The following is an 18,973-nucleotide window of genomic DNA, read 5'->3' as shown; positions in this document are numbered from 1 at the left end:
TTAAAGCCTCCATTCTGGAGGCTTTTTTCCTACCTTCGTCTTATGGCGAATCAACTGCAGTTTGAAAACTCACCTTACCTGAAGCAACATGCGCACAATCCTGTGGATTGGATGCCTTGGGGAACGGAGGCCTTAAACAAGGCGAAGGACGAAAATAAGCTTATCATTGTGAGCATCGGCTACTCAGCCTGCCATTGGTGTCATGTCATGGAACGGGAGAGCTTTGAAAACACAGCCATTGCCCAGACCATGAACACGTTTTTCGTGCCCGTCAAAATTGACCGCGAAGAGCGCCCTGATGTTGATCAAGTTTATATGCTCGCTGTCCAACTGATGACCAATGCCGGTGGATGGCCCCTGAACTGCATCTGTCTGCCCGATGGTCGTCCGATTTATGGGGGCACCTATTTCAAACCGCAGGACTGGCAAAACATTTTGTTACAGATCGCACAGATGTGGGAAGAAAAGCCAGAAGTCGCATTGGATTATGCCAATAAATTGACCAATGGTATCCAGCGAGCGGAGAAATTCCCTATCCTTCCCGTTCCTGAACAATACAGCAGCAAAGATCTTGAAGAAATCATTGCGCCATGGACTGAGACCTTCGATAAAGAGGAAGGTGGATACCAAAGAGCGCCTAAATTTCCACTGCCCAACAATTGGTCTTTCTTTCTAAAATATGCTGTTCTATCAGGAGACCAGCAGGTATTGGATCATGTCCATTTTACCTTGAAAAAAATTGGTTCCGGTGGAATCTACGATCAGATTGGCGGTGGTTTTGCCCGATATTCCGTAGATCATTACTGGCATATCCCACATTTCGAGAAAATGCTTTATGATAATGGTCAGTTACTTTCACTTTATGCGGAGGCGTATCAACAAAATAAAGACCCATTCTATAAAAGAATAATCGAAGAAACGATTGCTTGGGCAGCGCGTGAGATGCTTGCTCCCAACCATGGATTCTATAACGCATTGGACGCCGATAGCGAGGGAGTTGAAGGAAAGTACTATTCCTTTTCGAAAGCTGAATTTGATAAAGTTCTTGGCAAAGACGCTGAGCTATTCGGCCGATATTTTAATATTACAGAGGCAGGCAACTGGGAAGAAGAACATACCAATATACCCATTTGCGCCATTAATGCAGACAAGCTTGCGACAGAGGTCAATATGTCAGCTGACGAATGGGCAGAGTTTTTAAAAATTTCCAAGCGGAAACTATATGATTATCGGGAACAACGTGTCCGTCCCGGACTCGACCATAAGCAGTTGACTACCTGGAATGCCCTCTTTTTAAAAGGACTGATAGACGCTTACCGCAGTCTAGGAAACAATCATTTTTTGGATCTCGCACTGAGCAATGCACAGTTTATTTGCACGGAGCTGATTCAGGATAATAACGCTATATTGCATCAGCCTCGGGATGAAAACCGTGCGATATCGGGTTTTCTAGATGATTATGCTTTCACCATAGAAGCCTTTATCGCTTTATATGAGGCCACATTTGATCAAAAATGGTTGACTATCGCGCGACAATTGGCGGATAAGACCATTGCGTTATTTTATGATCCCGATCAAAAAACATTTTACTATACCTCTACAGAAGCAGAAGAACTGATCGCACGAAAAAGTGAGATCATGGATAACGTGATCCCCTCTTCTTCTTCAACGATGGTTCGTCAATTGAGACGTCTAGGTTTACTTTTTGACGATGAAAATTATACGGCCATAGCTGATCAGTTGCTGGCCAATGTATTTCCCCAAATCAAAACTTATGGCTCCGCCTATTCAAATTGGGCAATATTATTGCTAGAAGAAATATATGGGATCAATGAAATTGCGCTGACCGGCGAGGAAGCAGCAGCTTTTCGCGAGGAATTGGATCAACATTATATCCCAAACAAAATTGTACTCGGCGGTACGGAAGAAAGTCTTCCGCTCCTAGAGAATAGAATCGAAAAGAAAACAAAAGCATATCTTTGTAAAAATAAGACGTGCAGTCTTCCACAAGATTCCATAACAGCGTTAATAAATTATATTTAATAAACGGTAGCCTTGGGGCTCCAAAAATCAAAATCAGATGGCTATAAAAGCAAACGACGTCGTAGCATTGACGTACAGACTTCACACAGTAGAAAACGGTGAAAAAGTTTTCGTTGAAGAAACAACTGCAGAACAACCTTTAGACTTCTTATATGGTGTAGGTATGATGTTGCCTAAATTTGAAGAAAACATCGCTGACTTAAATGTAGGTGACAAAACTTCTTTCGAGTTGGTACCAGAAGATGCTTACGGTGAAAAAGACGATAGAGCATTCGCACAATTGCCCGTAGACATGTTCAAAGAAACAGGTTTACCTCCAGTAGGCGAAGTATTGCCTTTGCAAGACAACCAAGGCAACCAATTCCGCGCTGTAGTTGCTGAAGTAACTCCAGAAGTTGTTGTTGCGGACTTAAACCACCCAATGGCTGGTAAAACATTAAATTTCGATATTGAAATCTTAAATGTACGCCCTGCTACTGAAGAAGAATTGTCTCATGGACATTCTCATGGTGCCGATGGTACACAAGGTCACTAATAAAAGACCAAGATATACACAAAAAAGGGCGCCGATTTGGCGTCCTTTTTTGTTATCCTATAATCAAAATCCGTAACTTGCCTCTAAAAGCATCCTTATGCCCACATTTGCCGAGAAAGTAATTACATTCAACAAACAACTCGTATATCATGGGGATTTTCCTGCTGATTTCAACGTGATTAACCCTTACCTTGACAATCCCGAGACGCTGGTGGTGATGGAACAATTCTACAACAAGTACTATCACGACAACCTCAAACGCAAATTTATCATCGGGATCAATCCAAGTAGGCATGGTGCAGGCGTCACCGGTGTTCCTTTTACCGATACCAAACGATTATACAGTGCCTGTGGCATAAAAATGCAATCCGCCCATACCCATGAAATCTCCTCAGTATTTATGTACGATATGATTGAAGCCTATGGCGGGCCTGATATCTTCTATCAACAGTTTTATATCAATTCCCCTTTTCCATTGGCCATTGTCCAGCATAAAAAGCCCAACAACTGGATTAATGCAAACTATTACGACGATAAGCAGCTTTTTGAAATGGTAAAGCCATTTATGGTGGAATCCCTAAAACAACATATTTCTATGGGACTGGAAACGGAAACAGTCTTTGTTCTGGGAAAGAAAAATGCGACCTTCCTCACAAAAATCAACAAAGAAGAGAAACTTTTTGGAGAGATGATCATTCTGGATCACCCACGCTATATCCAACAATATAAATCCAAGGACAAACAACTTTACATCGACAGTTATATTCGCTTATTGAGTGGCTTATAAATGTTAGCAACTATGTTAATAAACTGTAAATCAGTACCAACATTGTTAATAAGTAATATCCCAAACAATAGAACGCATTAATATTACTTCGATCCGGAGTCCGTGTTAAATGCGTTATTCGAGGGTCGTTCGGCTGCTATTCGATTCTCCTTCGCCCCGTATTCGCCTCTTATTCGACACTGCGCCCAAGTAATAGCGGTTTGAGAAAGTAATCTTTCCACCATGTTTCCGACTTTAACTCGGACTCACCACGGACACATGTCGCTCTCACCACAGACTCATCTCGACTAGGGTACGGAGCTGTATCGAAGCAGATACGAAGCTGCATCGAACGGCTATCGAAGCAGCGGCTTTACCCCCACGCCAAATTCGAAAAAGATCCTTGCCTGCGTCACTTATAAAAACATCCAATACAATTTTCATAATGGGCTTTTACTAGCTATTATGATTTTAATAATTGCTGGTAAAAGCCAATTTCAAATCTCTCAAAAATAAACAATTATTTGTTTTTCAACATTTTAATTTCCTAAATTCAATCTATGGCTATACTAGAAAACGGTAACTTGAAAGGCTTGGTTGGGAACCTTGTCTTTCGAAAATCAAATGAAAAAACTATTGTGCAGACTGGCCCAGGACGTAAAACAAAACAAACGAAAGCCACAAAAGCAGCTGCAATAGATTTTGGTCATGCGAGTACCGCAGGATCCCGCATACGACATATAATGGGACAAGTGCACCTTAAATTGCACGATAGCAATATGCACAATCGCCTGATCAACCAATTAAAAAGAGTCACCCGCCCCAACAGAGCGCCTGTGGGCGAAAAGACTATCCGTGGCGGAAAGATCGATCGACTAGTGAACTTTCAATTCAACGACAAGTGCCATATGCACGACTACATGCATTTCGACCCAGAAATAAAATTGTTGGATACAAAGCAAATTGCCATACAGTTCCCAAAATTTGATATGCAAGACGATATCCATCGCCCAAAATACTGCAATCTCATGAAAATAAATCTGATGGTTGTGGTATTCAACTTCGACAAACAGATCTATGTCCGTATACACAAACATCAGATTTCTTTATGCTTACAAACATCTTCTAGATCTGTTGAATTGGAAGAACTACTATTTGATGTGAGCGATCATGATGCGGAGACCGTACTTATTGGAATGAATATCGAATACTACGAACGATTTCGCGAAGATTATTCCCTACTAAATAATAAAGAACTGCATCCCGCGGCAATTGTCGGTGCATTTATCATTGAACCTTAAAAGCAAAATATAGGAATGGGCACGTTGGAGAAAGAAATACCTTAATTGTTTATTATTGATATCACCAAAGAGGCTATTCAATTAAACACACTATTTCAATTTCTCAATCTCCTCAATTGACAATCCTATAATATCAGCTATGACCTTGGAATCAAAACCGCTCTTTAACATCTTTAAGGCTGAGATTCGTTTCTCGGCTTCAGCTTTTGCCCGCTCCTCTTGCCGACCTTTTTCTATTCCCTTTTTCATGCCTTTTTCCATGCCTATACGTTCCGCTGTAAGGCGAATACTTTCCGCATCCCTCTTATCCTTAAGGCTCAATTCGTATGCTTTCATATCTTCTGAATTTAGATTTGACACCTCTCCTATGTCAAAGATAAGACCAAAGACACGTTTATCCAAAGATTGGACGATATGAGGTGATTTGTACATCCACCGGCTGAGTCTGCCGCCGGCCGCAATCACAGGAATGGCCAATGACATTATCTTTATCTAATTGTATATTAACATCATAAGACTCCTCCCCCTCGTCCACATACGCCACAAAATTTCCTTTGCGTTCAAATTCCTCTAATTCACGAAAGATGAGTTTTTTCGCTTTTGTAAGCTTGGTTTCGCTCTGTTTAGCTAAGATCTGTGAAATTTTCCTACGATAAGTGCTATCAGGATTTTCAATCCTATAGTTTTTTACTGTTTACAAATTAACAAATTGTTTGCTTTTAAGCCAATTCATCTTTTTATAGGTCTCCTTTAGATTGAAGAAAAAGATGGCGGCCTCATATGGTCAGCTTCGTTTGTGATCTTCCACTTTATATCATCAGGTTTTAACAACTTTCATTGCTTTGTCGCACGCAACATTTCCCTTTTTCCCGGAGCTCCAGGAGCTTTCTCAATGGAAAATCCCAAAGATTTCATACTGCGTTTGAGGTTGCCTGTAATGGCATAGGTGACAAAGACACCTCCTGGCTTTACGAATTGTGCAATGTGCCCCAGTGCCAGATCACTCCACATCTCAGGCTGATGGACAGCTGCAAAGGCGTCAAAATATAAGACATCGAATCTTTTTTCGGAATCAAAATCCATCAATAACGTATGCGCAATGTGAAGCTGTAACCGCTCGTGAATTCTGACGGACTGCTGCAATGCGCCTTCGTAGTTATTCACATAGGCTGACCAAACTCCTGCATCCACAGTCTCATCGTATCCTGTTGCAGCAATGGTGTCCAGCGGTAACGGAAAACCTTCGATGCCCACATAATCCACCCGAAATGATTTGTCCCGGATGTAGTCTGCTGTTTGCAGAAAGTTAAGCCCCGTCCCAAATCCAACTTCTAAGATAGCGACATCCAGCGCTCCTGTCTGTTGCACATAGTGATCCAAACCGGTTTTGATAAATACATGCCTACTTTCCTGAACAGCACCGTGCTTCGAGTGGTAACATTCGCCTATCTCCGCATTATACAATGTCTTCGAGCCATCTCCTGTTATTACAAAATCCATGTTTGTCATACTCATTATTGATAAATTCACTATTCTTTCATACACTTCATTTCAATATGCTTTGGGAGCAGATTCCCATAAACTATTGCGCCCGCAGGACACAAAATTTGCGCAAATTTCCCCGCTGGTCTAACAGAAGTAATCTTTTGTAACGTATATCCCCTCAAAGATAAAAAGCTGGCCGGAATAATTCCAGTAAATCTTTATATGGGCCTTCATAAGCAATTGAAATAAACCACCAGGATTTATTCAAACCTGGGTGGTTTGAACGAAATGGAACGCACAAATACCTTAAAATATTATTTAATCAGTAAGCGTACTCATTTATACCGATGAGACCAGCATATACAAATAATTTAAACGATGAAATAATAGGATAAAAAGATTATTTTAGCATCGTAAACACGAAACAATCACAGAACCTAATGGAATATTCAGCAAAAACTTTTATACGGAACTATGGCAGCATCCTATTATTGCTTCTTGGCATCAGTATCGGGAGTTTAATTGGGATCTTTTTCCCACATTTTGTGAATAACCTGAAGCCCATTGGGGATATCTTTCTAAATCTGCTCTTTGTCAGCGTCATACCGCTGGTCTTTTTTGCAATAGCCTCATCCGTAGCCAATATTGAAGGAGATAGCGTATTGGGCCGTATCATCGGCATGATGTCACTTGTATTTGTAATCGGTATTATTGTTGCCGGTGTGACGAGTGTGGCCTTTCTCTACCTGTTTCCCGTGAGTTCTGATCTTCCTATCGAACAAACAAAGGATATTATCGACACAACCCTACAGGACTCCTGGGGTGAAAAAATGGTCCGATTCCTGACCGTTAGTGAATTTTCCAGTTTATTGTCCCGACAGAATATGCTGGCTTTTGTTATATTTTCATTCTTGGTGGGTATCGCCACACGCAGATCTGGTACTTCAGCTGATATGTTCCGAAAATTTATCAACTCAGGAAATGCCGTAATGGGAAATTTATTGGTCATGGTAATGCATCTGGCTCCGATCGGCTTGGGTGCTTATTTTGCTTATCAGGTCGGTACACTTGGCCCACAGCTCTTTGGATTCTATGCCAAACCCATCGGCCTTTATTACGTTTTCGGTCTCATCTATTTCTTTACAATATTTAGTCTATTTGCTTTCCTAGCATTTGGTATCAAAGGTGTCAAACGCTACTGGAAGAATAATATTTTACCTTCACTGACTGCACTCAGCAGCTGCAGCAGCCTCGCAACCATGCCGGCCAACTTACTGGCAGCAAAAGAAATCGGTGTCCCCGATACCGTCGCAAGTGTCGTTATCCCTTTGGGAACAACCTTGCATAAACATGGTTCAGCCATCGCTTGTATCTTTAAAATTTATATTGCGCTATTGTTAAGTGGCCAAGAATTTTTCGAACCGAGCAATCTGATGATGGCCGTTGGGATCACTTTATTGGTCAGCATTGTCGCTGGCGGTATTCCAAACGGTGGGTATATCGGCGAAATGCTCATTATATCGGTCTATCAAATGCCGACAGAAGTCATTCCTTCCATTATGATTATTGCGACATTGGTAGATCCCCTGGCAACGATGCTCAACGCTACCGGCGATACGGTTGCCGCCATGTTGACCACCAGGCTTATCGGGCAGAAGTTATCGGATCCAATGGCTGAAAGCATGGTTAACAATGGTTAAAAGCGGTAAGCAAAAAATAGTTGTCCGTATTGATGCCGATGAAAGATAGACTTGAGTTCCTTGGAATTGAAAATATAATTGATACCGTAATTAACCTTGTGGTTGGACCAGCTGAAACCCACTCGGTGACTCAGCATCCAGGGTTCAATACGGTATAATTCTCCGATAGGATCGTCTTTTCCCAATCCGCCTGTTATCGTTGAATTATAAAATACCCGTACTAAACTAGGTTGATAAACAAAATACCATTCTTGCTCGTCCTTACCTCTGGCCTGCGTCAAATGTCCATGTGTAAACGTCGACGCATGGTAGGGTTTGAGCCGCCCCGCACGAATTGGGATTCCAGCTTCCACGTTGGTATTGTTCATCCCCAAGGCACCCCGTCCCATGACACCGAGGTCAAAAGATTGAGACTGATTCCGATAAATTCCCTTTAGATATTTCACCTGCAAATCCACACCAAAGGCATTGCTCAGCTCCGTCTCCCAACCCGTAGCTTCGTACATTCCAAAAAGGTGATGGATAAACTTCTGTGCTTCCTCACCATACGACCTAGAGCCAATCTGCCCCAGCTCTACCTTAAGTTCAACCACCTGCTCGCTTTTCAAAAAACGAGTCCCAGCTGCACTTAGGTAAAGATACCCCGCAAAAGGCCGGTCGTATTTCTTATTTTGCCGACGATAATCTATCATACTAATCCCATTGTAGATACGCTGCCCAAGTTCAAAGTCCAATACGGTATTTGAAACTTCCGATCCGCTACGCGGTGGCAGTGCTATACGATAATTGACATTGATACCATTGGTATAATACCGGTCCTGGCCAATCAATAGATAGACATCGTTATCATTCTGAAGAGAAAGTTCCTGGTTGCGCAAACCCACCTGCCCAAAAACCAAAAAAAAAGGAAATATAATTCCATACAAGAGCAGTAAAGACCGCAAAGCAACACTCATATTAACAGGCAATTGTAAAATTCATGCGATATAAACTGCGACAAAATATTAAATCTCAACTTAAATTATTCAAAAGCATCCAAATATACCTTATTTTTTCAGCCACAGCGATCTATTTAGAACAAATATAAATAATGTCGAAAAGTTGCATTATTCCTTTCTTCGCAAATCTATTTGTAATTTTGCATTCGATTAAGTGTCAGCTTTTGTCAAAATGATCGCAGGTATGTGCTCATTGATGTGAATATGCTTGGGGAAACATGAAAATTACAGAAGGCCGGCACCAATGCATAAATAAATAATCCCAACGAAACTGTCATAAGTTTTAACCTGTTCAGACCATGATCCGAACAATTGCCGATGATAGTCTCTTTGCTGAACTAATTTAATGAGTAAACGGGTTCATTTATACCAAAGCAAATGAACGCATAATAAATAATAAAGTAATGAAAAAAAGTTCCATCATTCTAATCGCTATTATTGCTGTGGCTATTGCCATGATACTTGTCATCTACACGGATTCAAGTACCTACTCGACATTTACCGAGGCAAAAGAAAAGAAAACAGAACTATATGTGGTCGGCCAACTAAACAAAGATAAGGCGCTTCACTATGATCCGAAGACTGATGCCAACAAATTCAGCTTTTTCATGTACGATAATGACGGTACAGAGTGCGAGGTTGTCTTCAGAGGTGCAAAACCGCAGGACATTGAGCGTTCGGAACAAATTGTGTTGACTGGCAAAATGGACGGAAATGTGTTTAGAGCAAGCAAAATATTGATGAAGTGTCCATCGAAATATAACGATAAATCGGTCGTCACTGAAATCAATGCCACAGCTTTCAATAATTAATTTGTAAAATCAATTTTTCAATGGACGTTAATTACGTTGGTGAGCACCTGCTACCTGGGCAGATCGGACAATTTTTTATTGTTCTTTCCTTTGGTGCCGCACTTTTATCTTGTATCGGCTATTTTTTTGCGACTAAAAACCCTGAAGAGACTTCATGGAAAAAGATCGCGCGCATTGGATTCTGGATTAATGCAGTCTCCGTTGTAGCAATCGGTGCAACCTTATTTTATATCATCTATAATCATCTTTTTGAGTACAACTATGCATGGGCACACTCGTCCAAGACATTGCCCACTTATTATATTATTTCCAGTTTTTGGGAAGGACAAGAAGGAAGTTTTTGGCTATGGATGTTCTGGCAAACAGTATTGGGTGCAATATTGTTGTTTAAAGCAAAGAGCTGGGAAAGCTCCGTGATGACTTTCGTGATGCTTTGTCAAGCTTTTTTGGCATCCATGATCGTTGGTGTGGAACTTTTCGGATTACGTATCGGTAGTTCGCCATTTATCCTGTTGCGTGACGCAATGGATATTCCGATTTTAAAACAAGCCAACTACCTATCGTTGATCACGGACGGTAATGGCTTAAATCCACTTCTCCAGAATTATTGGATGGTGATCCACCCACCGACCTTATTCCTTGGTTTTGCTTCGATGATTGTTCCTTTTGCTTATGCAACAGGTGCCCTATGGACCAAGCGTTACAAAGAATGGATCAATGCAGCTTTGCCATGGGCCTTATTTGCGGTAATGATTTTGGGAGCTGGTATTATCATGGGCTCATTCTGGGCTTACGAAGCGCTTAACTTTGGCGGATTCTGGGCTTGGGATCCTGTAGAAAATGCATCCATCATTCCTTGGTTTACCTTGATCGCGGCGGTACACGTCATGATTGCCTATAAAAACTCAGGGCATTCTTATTTTACAGCAACATTTCTGGCGATGATCAGCTTTGTGCTGGTGATCTATGCATCTTACCTGACGCGTAGTGGTGTCCTTGGCGAAACCTCCGTTCACTCGTTTACTGATTTGGGAATGAGCGGACAGTTGATCTTGTTCAACGTTGCATTTTTAGCGATTATGGTTGTCTTTCTTGTTGTTAAAAAGAAAGAGATGCCTATTACTGAAAAAGATGAAGATATCTATTCGAGGGAATTCTGGTTATTTATCGGTGCCTTGGTACTGACTGTTGCCTGTGCACAGATCATTGCCTCTACTTCTATTCCGGTATTCAACAAGATTTTTGGCACCAAGGTAGCGCCACCGTTGGAGCCGATTCAACATTATAATAAATGGCAATCCGGCTTCGCGGTTATCGTCATGATTATGACCGGATTTACACAGTTCTTAAAATACAAACGTACCGATAGCCGCAAGTTTTTAGCATCCACTGTAGCATCGCTGGCTGTAGCCATTATCCTGACAGCAATTATTTCCTATTTTACCAAAACTTATACCAACCTGATCTATATCCTGATTACTTTTGCCAGCATTTTCTGTATCCTGGCGAATATCCGGGTACTGGGCGATGCGGTCAAAGGTAAATGGAAATTGGCGGGATCCTCGGTAGCGCATATCGGTTTTGGCCTCCTGTTGATCGGAGCAATGATCGCCGCAGCTACAAATGAAGTTATCTCTGTCAACAATACAGGATACATCGCGGTATCGGGCTTTGACAAAGTGGAAAAACCTGGTGAAAACCTATTTTTAACCGAAGGCGAGCCGGTACAGATGGGTGAATATAAAATCACGTATATCGGCGATAGTATTGTTGCACCAAATACGTATTACAAAATCAAATACGAACGTGTCGATGAGGAATCGGGTAAAGTGAAAGAAGAATTTATTCTACAACCTTTCGCGCAAAACAATGCCAAAATGGGTGGTTTGATCGGTACTCCGGCAACTAAACATTATATTACACATGACGTATATACCTTAATTACTGCTGCGGCTGCCGAAAGTCAGGCACAGCACGCAAAAGTATCTGCCGAAGAGAAAACGGGGTTTGAAGATTATGAAGAACCTGCGACCTATCAGGTCAATATTGGCGATACCTTACGTTACCGCAATGGTTACTATGTAATTGAAGGTCTTAACAAGGAAGCACAGCTCGAAAAAATCCCGAAAGGCCCCAACGATGTAATGGTTGGACTGAAAATAAAGGTCTTTGCAGCAGATAATAAACAATATGAGGTGCAACCTGTTTATTTGATCAAGGATGGTGGAGTCTATGATTTCAACAAAGATGTGACTGATCAAGGCCTCAAATTTAGGTTTACAGGAATCAAACCAGATAAGGATAAGCTAGAAATCATGGTCTACCAAAAACCGCTACCGGAGAAAAAATGGGTGGTCTTTAAGGCAATCAAATTCCCATACATCAACTTCTTTTGGTGTGGAACAATTGTCATGACCATTGGTTTTATCATGTCTATTGTCAGACGGAATAGAGAGGAAAAACGAAAATTAGCGAAATAATGAATATTGTCATCTTAGGAAGCGGAAATGCCGCAACGCATTTTGGACAAGCGTTTCAACAACTAGGACATCAGATCGTTCAAATCTATAGTAAAACAAAGGCCAATGCGAATGCATTGGCCTTTGCGCTTCAATGTCCTGCTACGGATCAACTCAGCCAGCTGCAGATCGATGCTGATCTGTATCTAATTGCCGTGTCCGATCAGGCTATTCCTACAGTTGTAGAAACGATGCCTAAGCCCATTAAAGGCATTGTTGTGCACTGCTCAGGCGCAACCGATATCGATGTACTGAAGCAGTTTAACAACTATGGTGTGATCTATCCCCCACAATCGCTCTCTAAAAATAAATCGGTTGACTTTTCGGGCATTCCATTTTGTGTCGAAGGCAATAATGAAGATAATGCCGAGATCTTGCTTCATCTCACACGGACCTTTTCCCCCCGAAGCATCCTGTGCAATTCGCAACAGCGATTGGCGATTCATCTGTCTTCGGTCATGGTCAACAATTTCTCAAATATCCTTTATCAGCTCGCTTACGAACTCCTGGAGGAGAATAATCTTTCCTTCGATCTGATCCGGCCAATCATTCTAGAAACGGCAGAAAAAGTACAAAAGCAGGTTCCAATTACAGTTCAGACAGGTCCGGCGATTCGGGAAGACCTGACGACACAGCAAAAACATTTGAAATTTATTAGTAATAAACCAGATTTACAGCAAATCTATCAACTTTTGTCGCATGAGATTACTAAAAGAAAATAGTTTGTTAGAAACAGTTATAAACTTATCAAAACTTATTCCAGCATAGTAAATATATCCATTTACTTAGGGAACTTTAGTACATTTGCTCTGTCCGAAAGCGCATTTTGGAATGCTAATTGAACAGTAAAATATTCAATTGGACTAAACATTAAAATAGCGAATTAAAACTAAACAATCGTATTTTCTATGGAAGTTAGAAAACTCATTATTTCAACAATGATCGTGATTAATTTAATCATAGTATCATTTGGCTTTATATTTACATCAAGCTGGTTTTGGTTATTGATCATTCCATTCCCATTATTATTGATTGCCCTATACCATAGTTTCCAAACTAAACATGCGATTTTACGAAACTATCCCTTGGTTGGATACTTCCGTTATATCTTTGAATCCATCCGTCCTGAATTGAGGCAATACTTTTGGGAATCTGATATGGACGGCCGTCCCTTCAATAGGAGACAGCGTTCCATCGTTTATCAACGGGCAAAAAATCAACGGGAGACCGTTGCATTTGGTATGCAAACCGATCCACAGGCAGTTGGTAATGAATGGGCTGCGCATTCCGTATTTCCCTGTCATATTGAGAATCATGACTTACGTACAAAAGTTGGTAATGAAGCCTGTAAAAAACCATATAGCTTAAGTGTATTTAATATCTCAGCAATGAGTTATGGTGCCTTGAGTAAAACGGCTATCACTGCACTAAACAAAGGTGCCGCCCTACAAAATTTTGCGCACAACACGGGCGAGGGTGGGATCAGTGATTACCATAACAATGGTGGCGATTTGATCTGGCAGGTAGGTACCGGTTATTTTGGCTGCCGTAATGCAGAAGGTAAATTCGATGCAGAGCTTTTTCGCGAGAAATCCAATCGTGAAAATGTGAAAATGATCGAACTGAAACTCTCCCAGGGAGCGAAACCCGGTCATGGTGGTATCTTACCAGCAGCCAAAAATACGCCTGAAGTTGCGGCAATACGTCACGTCATCCCAGGAACAGACGTCATGTCGCCACCTGCGCACAGTGCATTCTCTTCACCAACGGAAATGATGCATTTCATACAGCAAATGCGTGACCTTTCAGGTGGAAAGCCGATCGGATTTAAAATATGTATCGGTGACAAAAATGAGTTTATGGACATCTGTCATGCCATGCAAAATACACAGATCTTCCCAGATTTTATCTCGGTCGATGGATCTGAAGGTGGAACAGGTGCTGCGCCATTAGAATTCACAGACAATTTAGGAATGCCTCTTTATGATGCTTTGGCATTTGTCACCAAAACCCTGATCTCATTTGGCTTGAAAAAACACATCAAGGTGATTGTCTCCAGCCGCATCGTAACTGGTTTCGATATACTGAAAGTGATTGCATTGGGTGCCGATGCATGTTATAGTGCACGGGGAATGATGTTTGCCTTGGGTTGTATTCAGGCCTTAAAATGTAATGAGGACGTTTGCCCTGTTGGTGTTGCAACGCAACAACCACATTTATACAAAGGATTAGATGTAAATGACAAATACGTACGTGTGGCCCAATTCCACCGCAATACATTACGCGCCACTGTGGAAATCATGGAAGCCTGCGGATTCAAAACCTTATCCGATGTATCGGCAGATAAATTCTACCGCAAAGTTGATGCAATACGGACACTAAGTTTTCAAGAAATCTATTTTGGTACGGAAGGAAAACTCGTCAATAGCCATACCGATTTCGAAAGCAAGCTTTTCGAAGATTAATCTTCCAAATAGCTGCGCTATATATACTAGAATCCCTCAGACGTTAGTAACGCTGAGGGATTCCTGTTTTTTCTTTTCCCCTATTGGCCTTTCGGCTCAGATAATTTCTTAATAAGAATACGTGTGATCTCCCAATGACATCGTGATGCTATTTTAAATTGAACAGCACGCGATGCAAGGTGGTATGCGACAACGCAATTTGATCATCGGTCAAGCCCCCTAACGCCTGTTCGATCGTATTATTGGCTTGCTTCATGCCTTCCTCTTTCATCTTTCGCCCAATTTTGGTCAAATAGATCAAATTCGACCGTCTATCGTTTTTGTCATTGACCCGGATAACCAGGTTGAGTCTTTCTAGATTATTGATCAGGCGGGTTACACTCGGTTTGTCCCGGAATGTACGAATCGCCAGTTCCTGTTGGGTCAGCCCCTCTTCTACCCACAGATTATACATGATACTCCATTGTTCCGAAGTAATACTTAAGCCAGCTTCCTTGAGATTGCGCTGCAACCTCCGCATAACTGCAATCGAATATTTCCCTGTCAGAAAATTATAAAAATACTCCTGCGATACTAAATCTTGGTCTAACATATAAATAATGGTTATGGTTGTTTACGCAACTTGTGTCGCTAATAATAGTATGTTCAAATCAAAATAAAAAAAACTAAACTTATTTTGGCTAATACTTAGCCTAAAGTACGCTTTTCAACAATTGTATCAAACAAATTTTATCAACATACAATAAATAGATGTTAATAAATCATCATAAACGATTTATAGTAGATTGAATTTAGGAATAAAAAAGGACACAAACAAAATAAATTGCTTGTCTTTATACCTAATAAAATGCAGGATGATCAGGCTGCAAGAAAGAGTTATCCGATGCTAAAAGAATCTGAATCTTTTAAAAACGGAAATTTTTCACGTGCCTCCAGCAAATCATTGGGATTTAACGTAAAGGTATATAAATCTTCATCCTCTGGCTTATAGTAAACAACATCACCTAAAGGTGATATGCACATTGATCCACCCGAGTAATAGATATCATTACCATCATGCCCCACGCGGTTTACGCCAACTACGTAAGCTTGATTTTCAATCGCACGTGCAGGGATCAGTGCCCGCCAATGTGCCGAACGTTTGTCTGGCCAGCTTGCTGTATAAACCAGGATATCATAGGCAGCATTCTGGTTCTTGGACCAAACTGGGAATCGCAGGTCATAACAGATCATAGGACATATTTTCCAGCCTTTGATATCCACTAAAATACGTTCGTTGCCTGGTTCGAAATACTCGCTTTCTTTTGACATACCAAAAAGGTGGCGCTTATCGTATTTCACATATTTGCCATCAGGAAACATCCATACAAAACGATTATAGTATTTCCCACTTTCTTCGATGATCAATGAACCAGCAACAACACAATTCAGTGAACTTGCCATTTCAAATAGCCATTTTGTGGTAGGGCCATTTGCTGGCTCGGCACATTTTTCAACGTTATTTGTGAATCCTGTATTAAACATCTCCGGCAAGATAATCAGATCGGTCTTCTCGCGCAATGCTGAAAGCCGCAAAGCCAGATTATTCAGATTTTTTTCAATATTTTCCCAGAATAAATATGCTTGAAATACCGTGATTTTTAAAGGATCCATGAACGTTATCTAAAATTTATTTAATTATTTAGTACAAAATAGCCATTTGTTGGCAAAATACGAATTTTAATAGAATTTTCTCTCTATTGCTGTCTCACCAAAAGGTGATTTGCTAACAGTATTAACGCTGCCTTACGTTCGTTTGGTACATCCAGTGCTTCCATTTTTTTAAATGCACGTTGTGTATAGCTATCCTTTAATTCATCGGCCGATTTCCTGACCTGATACTTATCATATAATCTAAGCATGTCTTCAACTTTTGTTGGGACCACATCAACAGTCGAATTTAATAAATGCTGCATGAGGGGAAGATCCTCCTCCTCAATAACCTCCATCAGTTTAACGAGTAGAAAGGTCTTCTTATTGATTATAATATCACCACCAACGATCTTACCAAAAGTATCCGGATCTCCATAGGCATCCAGTATGTCATCCTGCAATTGAAAAGCCAAACCGACATTTTCCCCAAAATCATAGATCAATTTTTGCTGTTGTTCATTCGCTCCTGAAAGAATAGCACCTAATTGCAGTGCACCACCCAAAAGTACGGATGTCTTCAAGCGGATCATCTCCAGATATTCCGACATACGCAAGGATGCACGGCTTTCATAATCCATATCCAATTGCTGACCTTCGCAGACCTCCATGGCTACTTTGCTCAAAATCCGCAAGGTTGCCGGCAGATAGACGGGATTACATTTGGAAATTTCCTCGTAGGCCTTGACCAACAAACCATCGCCAGAAAGAATAGCGATATTGGCATCCCATTTTTCATGGACGGTGGTCTTGCCCCTCCGTAAAGGTGCTTTATCCATCAGATCGTCATGTATCAGGGAAAAGTTATGAAAAAATTCTACCGCTTTTGCAGCTGGAATAATTTCTTCCATTTCCTGCATGCCAAATAACTCGGCCGCCATCAATGTTAGCACTGGCCTAACCCTCTTACCGCCCAAAGTCAATATATACCGTATGGGATCATATAAATGTGTGGGAGTTTCGGGAAATTGACTTGTCTCTATCGCCTCTATCACGAGCTGTTGTAAGTGTTGCATATATCTTTACGATCGAATCATGCGAATATAGCAATAATCATATAGAAATGGCAATTTTGTACCGTTAAAGCATGTCAACGCAAAATTGTACATTTGTGTAAGTCTTTTATTATGCGCATTCTGATTATCCATACATTTTATCAAAATCCCGGAGGGGAGGATACTGTATTTCAACAGGAATATTCCCTCTTGTCCCAAGATCATCAGGTCCGCACGCTGACCTTTCAGAATAAAAAAGGCTGGCGAGGGGCCTTACAGACACTAAGTTCAATCTGGAATATTTTCGCCGCAAATAGCTTAAAAAAAAACATTCGTGAATTCAAACCGGATGTCGTTCATCTACACAATACACATTATGCTGCTGGTCCGATCCTGATACGTACCATCGCCAAACAGGGTATTCCCCAAGTAATGACACTGCACAATTTTAGGCTACTCTGTCCATCGGCAACGCTATATCATCACAATCATTTATTTCTGGATTCGCTAAAAGAAGAATTCCCATGGACGGCCGTTAAAGAAAAAGCATTTAATGATTCGCTCCTTAAAGCATTTCTCCTCGCATTTAACTACTGGTTTCACCGCAAAATAGGCACCTGGCAAAAAGTCAACCGTTACATTAATTTAAGCAGTTTTGCAAAGTCTATATTTGTCAGTTCAACATTAAGTATACCAGCCGAAAAGTTTGCAGTAAAACCTAATTTTGTTTTTCCTACAACTTTAGCGCCGGAAGTTTTACATCCCTATTTTATCTATGTAGGCAGGCTATCGGACGAAAAGGGAATATTACAGCTAATTGAGTCCGTAAAAGGAACGGGTTTGGAACTCCGTATTATCGGTGGTGGACCACTGGAAGAGGAGGTCGTGAAAAGCATAATTGGGCATTCCAATATCAGCTACCTCGGCTTTAAACCCCGGGGCGAGATTTTACCATTGGTTGCTTCGGCACAGGCACTCATCGTTCCCTCCATTTGTTTCGAAGGAATGCCAATTACAATTCTTGAGGCTTACTCCGTCGGCACGGCAGTACTCTGCTCCAACTTAGGGCCTTTGCCTGAAATGATTATCCCCAATAAAACCGGGCAGACATTTGATCCGCACAACAAAAACGAGATCGTTGCCTGCCTAACCCAATGGAATGCCATGACAAGGGAAGAAAAAGATGAGATAAGAAAGACCTGTGTAGCCTATTATTTTAGTAATTTTACTCCTGAATTAAATGAAGGCAAATTATTAGCGATCTATAATGACGCTATTGAAGATAAAAAATTGAACAAATGAGCATTATTGTAATGGATAAGCTGGGTTTGGCACCTCAAATCCAAGCGACATTGGAAACGATCTATGATCCTGAACTAAAACCAGCAAATATCGTGGATCTGGGACTTGTCTATGAAATTATTACCAAGGAAGGTGGCATTGCAAAAATCGTCATGACACTCACTGCCCCCGGCTGTCCGGTTGCAGGCGAAATCATGAATGAAGTGCAGGAGAAAGTCGCTGCTATTGAAGGGATCAAAGAAGCTTTGGTAGAACTGACTTTTGATCCGCCCTGGACCAAAGATATGATGTCCGAAGAAGCAAAACTGGAACTTGGGTTCTTATAGACACTGTCAAAAAATGTGCATGCCTCCGAAAGATTAA

17 protein-coding genes are annotated in these 18,973 nt (G+C 41.1%); 11 read left to right on the top strand and 6 right to left on the bottom strand.

Annotated features, from left to right (window positions below; translation table 11 throughout):
- Positions 1-42 precede the first annotated feature (42 nt).
- From HPC41_RS22875 to HPC41_RS22860, 4 genes are all read left to right on the top strand, one after another.
- Positions 43-2,043 carry a thioredoxin domain-containing protein gene (locus HPC41_RS22875; RefSeq protein ID WP_172396388.1) on the top strand — a complete coding sequence of 667 codons (2,001 nt, stop codon included), beginning with the start codon at positions 43-45 and terminating at the stop codon, positions 2,041-2,043.
- A gap of 37 nt (positions 2,044-2,080) precedes the next feature.
- Complete coding sequence (locus HPC41_RS22870; RefSeq protein WP_172396387.1) at positions 2,081-2,578, top strand: FKBP-type peptidyl-prolyl cis-trans isomerase; 498 nt, start codon at positions 2,081-2,083, stop codon at positions 2,576-2,578.
- A gap of 97 nt (positions 2,579-2,675) precedes the next feature.
- Positions 2,676-3,365: an SMUG2 DNA glycosylase family protein gene (locus HPC41_RS22865; protein WP_172396386.1), complete on the top strand. Its 690-nt coding sequence runs from the start codon at positions 2,676-2,678 to the stop codon at positions 3,363-3,365.
- Between the two features lie 539 nt (positions 3,366-3,904).
- Positions 3,905-4,645: a hypothetical protein gene (locus HPC41_RS22860; protein ID WP_172396385.1), complete on the top strand. Its 741-nt coding sequence runs from the start codon at positions 3,905-3,907 to the stop codon at positions 4,643-4,645.
- A 90-nt stretch (positions 4,646-4,735) separates the two neighbouring features.
- Here HPC41_RS22860 and HPC41_RS22855 read toward each other — a convergent pair whose 3' ends face one another.
- A complete protein-coding gene (locus HPC41_RS22855) occupies positions 4,736-5,128 on the bottom strand; it encodes an RpnC/YadD family protein (RefSeq protein WP_172396384.1) in 393 nt (130 codons plus the stop codon).
- Between the two features lie 351 nt (positions 5,129-5,479).
- Positions 5,480-6,145: a tRNA (5-methylaminomethyl-2-thiouridine)(34)-methyltransferase MnmC2 gene (gene mnmC2 / locus HPC41_RS22850; protein WP_172396383.1), complete on the bottom strand. Its 666-nt coding sequence runs from the start codon at positions 6,143-6,145 to the stop codon at positions 5,480-5,482.
- A gap of 425 nt (positions 6,146-6,570) precedes the next feature.
- Here mnmC2 and HPC41_RS22845 point away from each other — a divergent pair, with 425 nt between their 5' ends.
- Complete coding sequence (locus HPC41_RS22845) at positions 6,571-7,830, top strand: dicarboxylate/amino acid:cation symporter (protein WP_172396382.1); 1,260 nt, start codon at positions 6,571-6,573, stop codon at positions 7,828-7,830.
- Here HPC41_RS22845 and HPC41_RS22840 read toward each other — a convergent pair.
- A complete protein-coding gene (locus tag HPC41_RS22840) occupies positions 7,827-8,786 on the bottom strand; it encodes a lipid A deacylase LpxR family protein (RefSeq protein ID WP_172396381.1) in 960 nt (319 codons plus the stop codon). The genes HPC41_RS22845 and HPC41_RS22840 overlap by 4 nt on opposite strands.
- A gap of 446 nt (positions 8,787-9,232) precedes the next feature.
- Between HPC41_RS22840 and HPC41_RS22835 the strand changes: the two genes are divergently transcribed.
- The 4 genes from HPC41_RS22835 (at position 9,233) to HPC41_RS22820 (ending at position 14,624) form a co-directional block, all read left to right on the top strand.
- Entirely contained in the window at positions 9,233-9,640 is a 408-nt protein-coding gene (locus HPC41_RS22835) for a cytochrome c maturation protein CcmE domain-containing protein (RefSeq protein WP_172396380.1), read from the top strand.
- A gap of 20 nt (positions 9,641-9,660) precedes the next feature.
- Positions 9,661-12,120, top strand: coding sequence for a heme lyase CcmF/NrfE family subunit (locus HPC41_RS22830; RefSeq protein ID WP_172396379.1), 2,460 nt, complete (start codon positions 9,661-9,663; stop codon positions 12,118-12,120).
- On the top strand, positions 12,120-12,881 hold the full coding sequence (locus HPC41_RS22825) for a Rossmann-like and DUF2520 domain-containing protein (protein WP_172396378.1): 762 nt from the start codon (positions 12,120-12,122) through the stop codon (positions 12,879-12,881). Before HPC41_RS22830 ends, HPC41_RS22825 begins: the two co-directional genes overlap by 1 nt.
- 186 nt (positions 12,882-13,067) lie before the next feature.
- Complete coding sequence (locus HPC41_RS22820) at positions 13,068-14,624, top strand: FMN-binding glutamate synthase family protein (protein WP_172396377.1); 1,557 nt, start codon at positions 13,068-13,070, stop codon at positions 14,622-14,624.
- Between the two features lie 148 nt (positions 14,625-14,772).
- Here the strand turns inward: HPC41_RS22820 and HPC41_RS22815 are convergent, their stop codons facing one another.
- From HPC41_RS22815 to HPC41_RS22805, 3 genes are all read right to left on the bottom strand, one after another.
- Positions 14,773-15,216, bottom strand: a complete 444-nt coding sequence (locus HPC41_RS22815) for a MarR family winged helix-turn-helix transcriptional regulator (protein WP_172396376.1) — start codon at positions 15,214-15,216, stop codon at positions 14,773-14,775.
- A gap of 284 nt (positions 15,217-15,500) precedes the next feature.
- Positions 15,501-16,277, bottom strand: coding sequence for an amidohydrolase (locus HPC41_RS22810; RefSeq protein ID WP_172396375.1), 777 nt, complete (start codon positions 16,275-16,277; stop codon positions 15,501-15,503).
- Between the two features lie 83 nt (positions 16,278-16,360).
- Positions 16,361-17,329 (bottom strand): polyprenyl synthetase family protein, encoded by a 969-nt coding sequence (locus HPC41_RS22805; protein WP_172396374.1) that lies wholly within the window; start codon positions 17,327-17,329, stop codon positions 16,361-16,363.
- Positions 17,330-17,440: 111 nt separating this feature from the next.
- Here HPC41_RS22805 and HPC41_RS22800 point away from each other — a divergent pair, with 111 nt between their 5' ends.
- Both HPC41_RS22800 and HPC41_RS22795 read left to right on the top strand, forming a co-directional pair.
- Positions 17,441-18,610 (top strand): glycosyltransferase family 4 protein, encoded by a 1,170-nt coding sequence (locus HPC41_RS22800; protein ID WP_172396373.1) that lies wholly within the window; start codon positions 17,441-17,443, stop codon positions 18,608-18,610.
- Entirely contained in the window at positions 18,607-18,936 is a 330-nt protein-coding gene (locus tag HPC41_RS22795; protein ID WP_172396372.1) for a metal-sulfur cluster assembly factor, read from the top strand. The genes HPC41_RS22800 and HPC41_RS22795 overlap by 4 nt, the downstream gene beginning before the upstream one ends.
- Positions 18,937-18,973: the final 37 nt, after the last annotated feature.

It is taken from the genome of Sphingobacterium prati, from assembly GCF_013167215.1.
GTDB classification, from domain to species: domain Bacteria; phylum Bacteroidota; class Bacteroidia; order Sphingobacteriales; family Sphingobacteriaceae; genus Sphingobacterium; species Sphingobacterium prati.
The sequence above is the reverse complement of the archived record's forward strand: the minus strand, read 5'-3'. Positions and strand labels throughout refer to the sequence as shown.

What these genes read in the sequence shown, in the direction of transcription:
- HPC41_RS22875 (WP_172396388.1), top strand. Translation starts at nt 43, where the DNA reads ATGGCGAATCAACTGCAGTTTGAAAACTCACCTTACCTGAAGCAACAT.
- HPC41_RS22870 (WP_172396387.1), top strand. Translation starts at nt 2,081, where the DNA reads ATGGCTATAAAAGCAAACGACGTCGTAGCATTGACGTACAGACTTCAC.
- HPC41_RS22865 (WP_172396386.1), top strand. Translation starts at nt 2,676, where the DNA reads ATGCCCACATTTGCCGAGAAAGTAATTACATTCAACAAACAACTCGTA.
- HPC41_RS22860 (WP_172396385.1), top strand. Translation starts at nt 3,905, where the DNA reads ATGGCTATACTAGAAAACGGTAACTTGAAAGGCTTGGTTGGGAACCTT.
- HPC41_RS22855 (WP_172396384.1), bottom strand. Translation starts at nt 5,128, where the DNA reads ATGTCATTGGCCATTCCTGTGATTGCGGCCGGCGGCAGACTCAGCCGG.
- mnmC2 (WP_172396383.1), bottom strand. Translation starts at nt 6,145, where the DNA reads ATGGATTTTGTAATAACAGGAGATGGCTCGAAGACATTGTATAATGCG.
- HPC41_RS22845 (WP_172396382.1), top strand. Translation starts at nt 6,571, where the DNA reads ATGGAATATTCAGCAAAAACTTTTATACGGAACTATGGCAGCATCCTA.
- HPC41_RS22840 (WP_172396381.1), bottom strand. Translation starts at nt 8,786, where the DNA reads ATGAGTGTTGCTTTGCGGTCTTTACTGCTCTTGTATGGAATTATATTT.
- HPC41_RS22835 (WP_172396380.1), top strand. Translation starts at nt 9,233, where the DNA reads ATGAAAAAAAGTTCCATCATTCTAATCGCTATTATTGCTGTGGCTATT.
- HPC41_RS22830 (WP_172396379.1), top strand. Translation starts at nt 9,661, where the DNA reads ATGGACGTTAATTACGTTGGTGAGCACCTGCTACCTGGGCAGATCGGA.
- HPC41_RS22825 (WP_172396378.1), top strand. Translation starts at nt 12,120, where the DNA reads ATGAATATTGTCATCTTAGGAAGCGGAAATGCCGCAACGCATTTTGGA.
- HPC41_RS22820 (WP_172396377.1), top strand. Translation starts at nt 13,068, where the DNA reads ATGGAAGTTAGAAAACTCATTATTTCAACAATGATCGTGATTAATTTA.
- HPC41_RS22815 (WP_172396376.1), bottom strand. Translation starts at nt 15,216, where the DNA reads ATGTTAGACCAAGATTTAGTATCGCAGGAGTATTTTTATAATTTTCTG.
- HPC41_RS22810 (WP_172396375.1), bottom strand. Translation starts at nt 16,277, where the DNA reads ATGGATCCTTTAAAAATCACGGTATTTCAAGCATATTTATTCTGGGAA.
- HPC41_RS22805 (WP_172396374.1), bottom strand. Translation starts at nt 17,329, where the DNA reads ATGCAACACTTACAACAGCTCGTGATAGAGGCGATAGAGACAAGTCAA.
- HPC41_RS22800 (WP_172396373.1), top strand. Translation starts at nt 17,441, where the DNA reads ATGCGCATTCTGATTATCCATACATTTTATCAAAATCCCGGAGGGGAG.
- HPC41_RS22795 (WP_172396372.1), top strand. Translation starts at nt 18,607, where the DNA reads ATGAGCATTATTGTAATGGATAAGCTGGGTTTGGCACCTCAAATCCAA.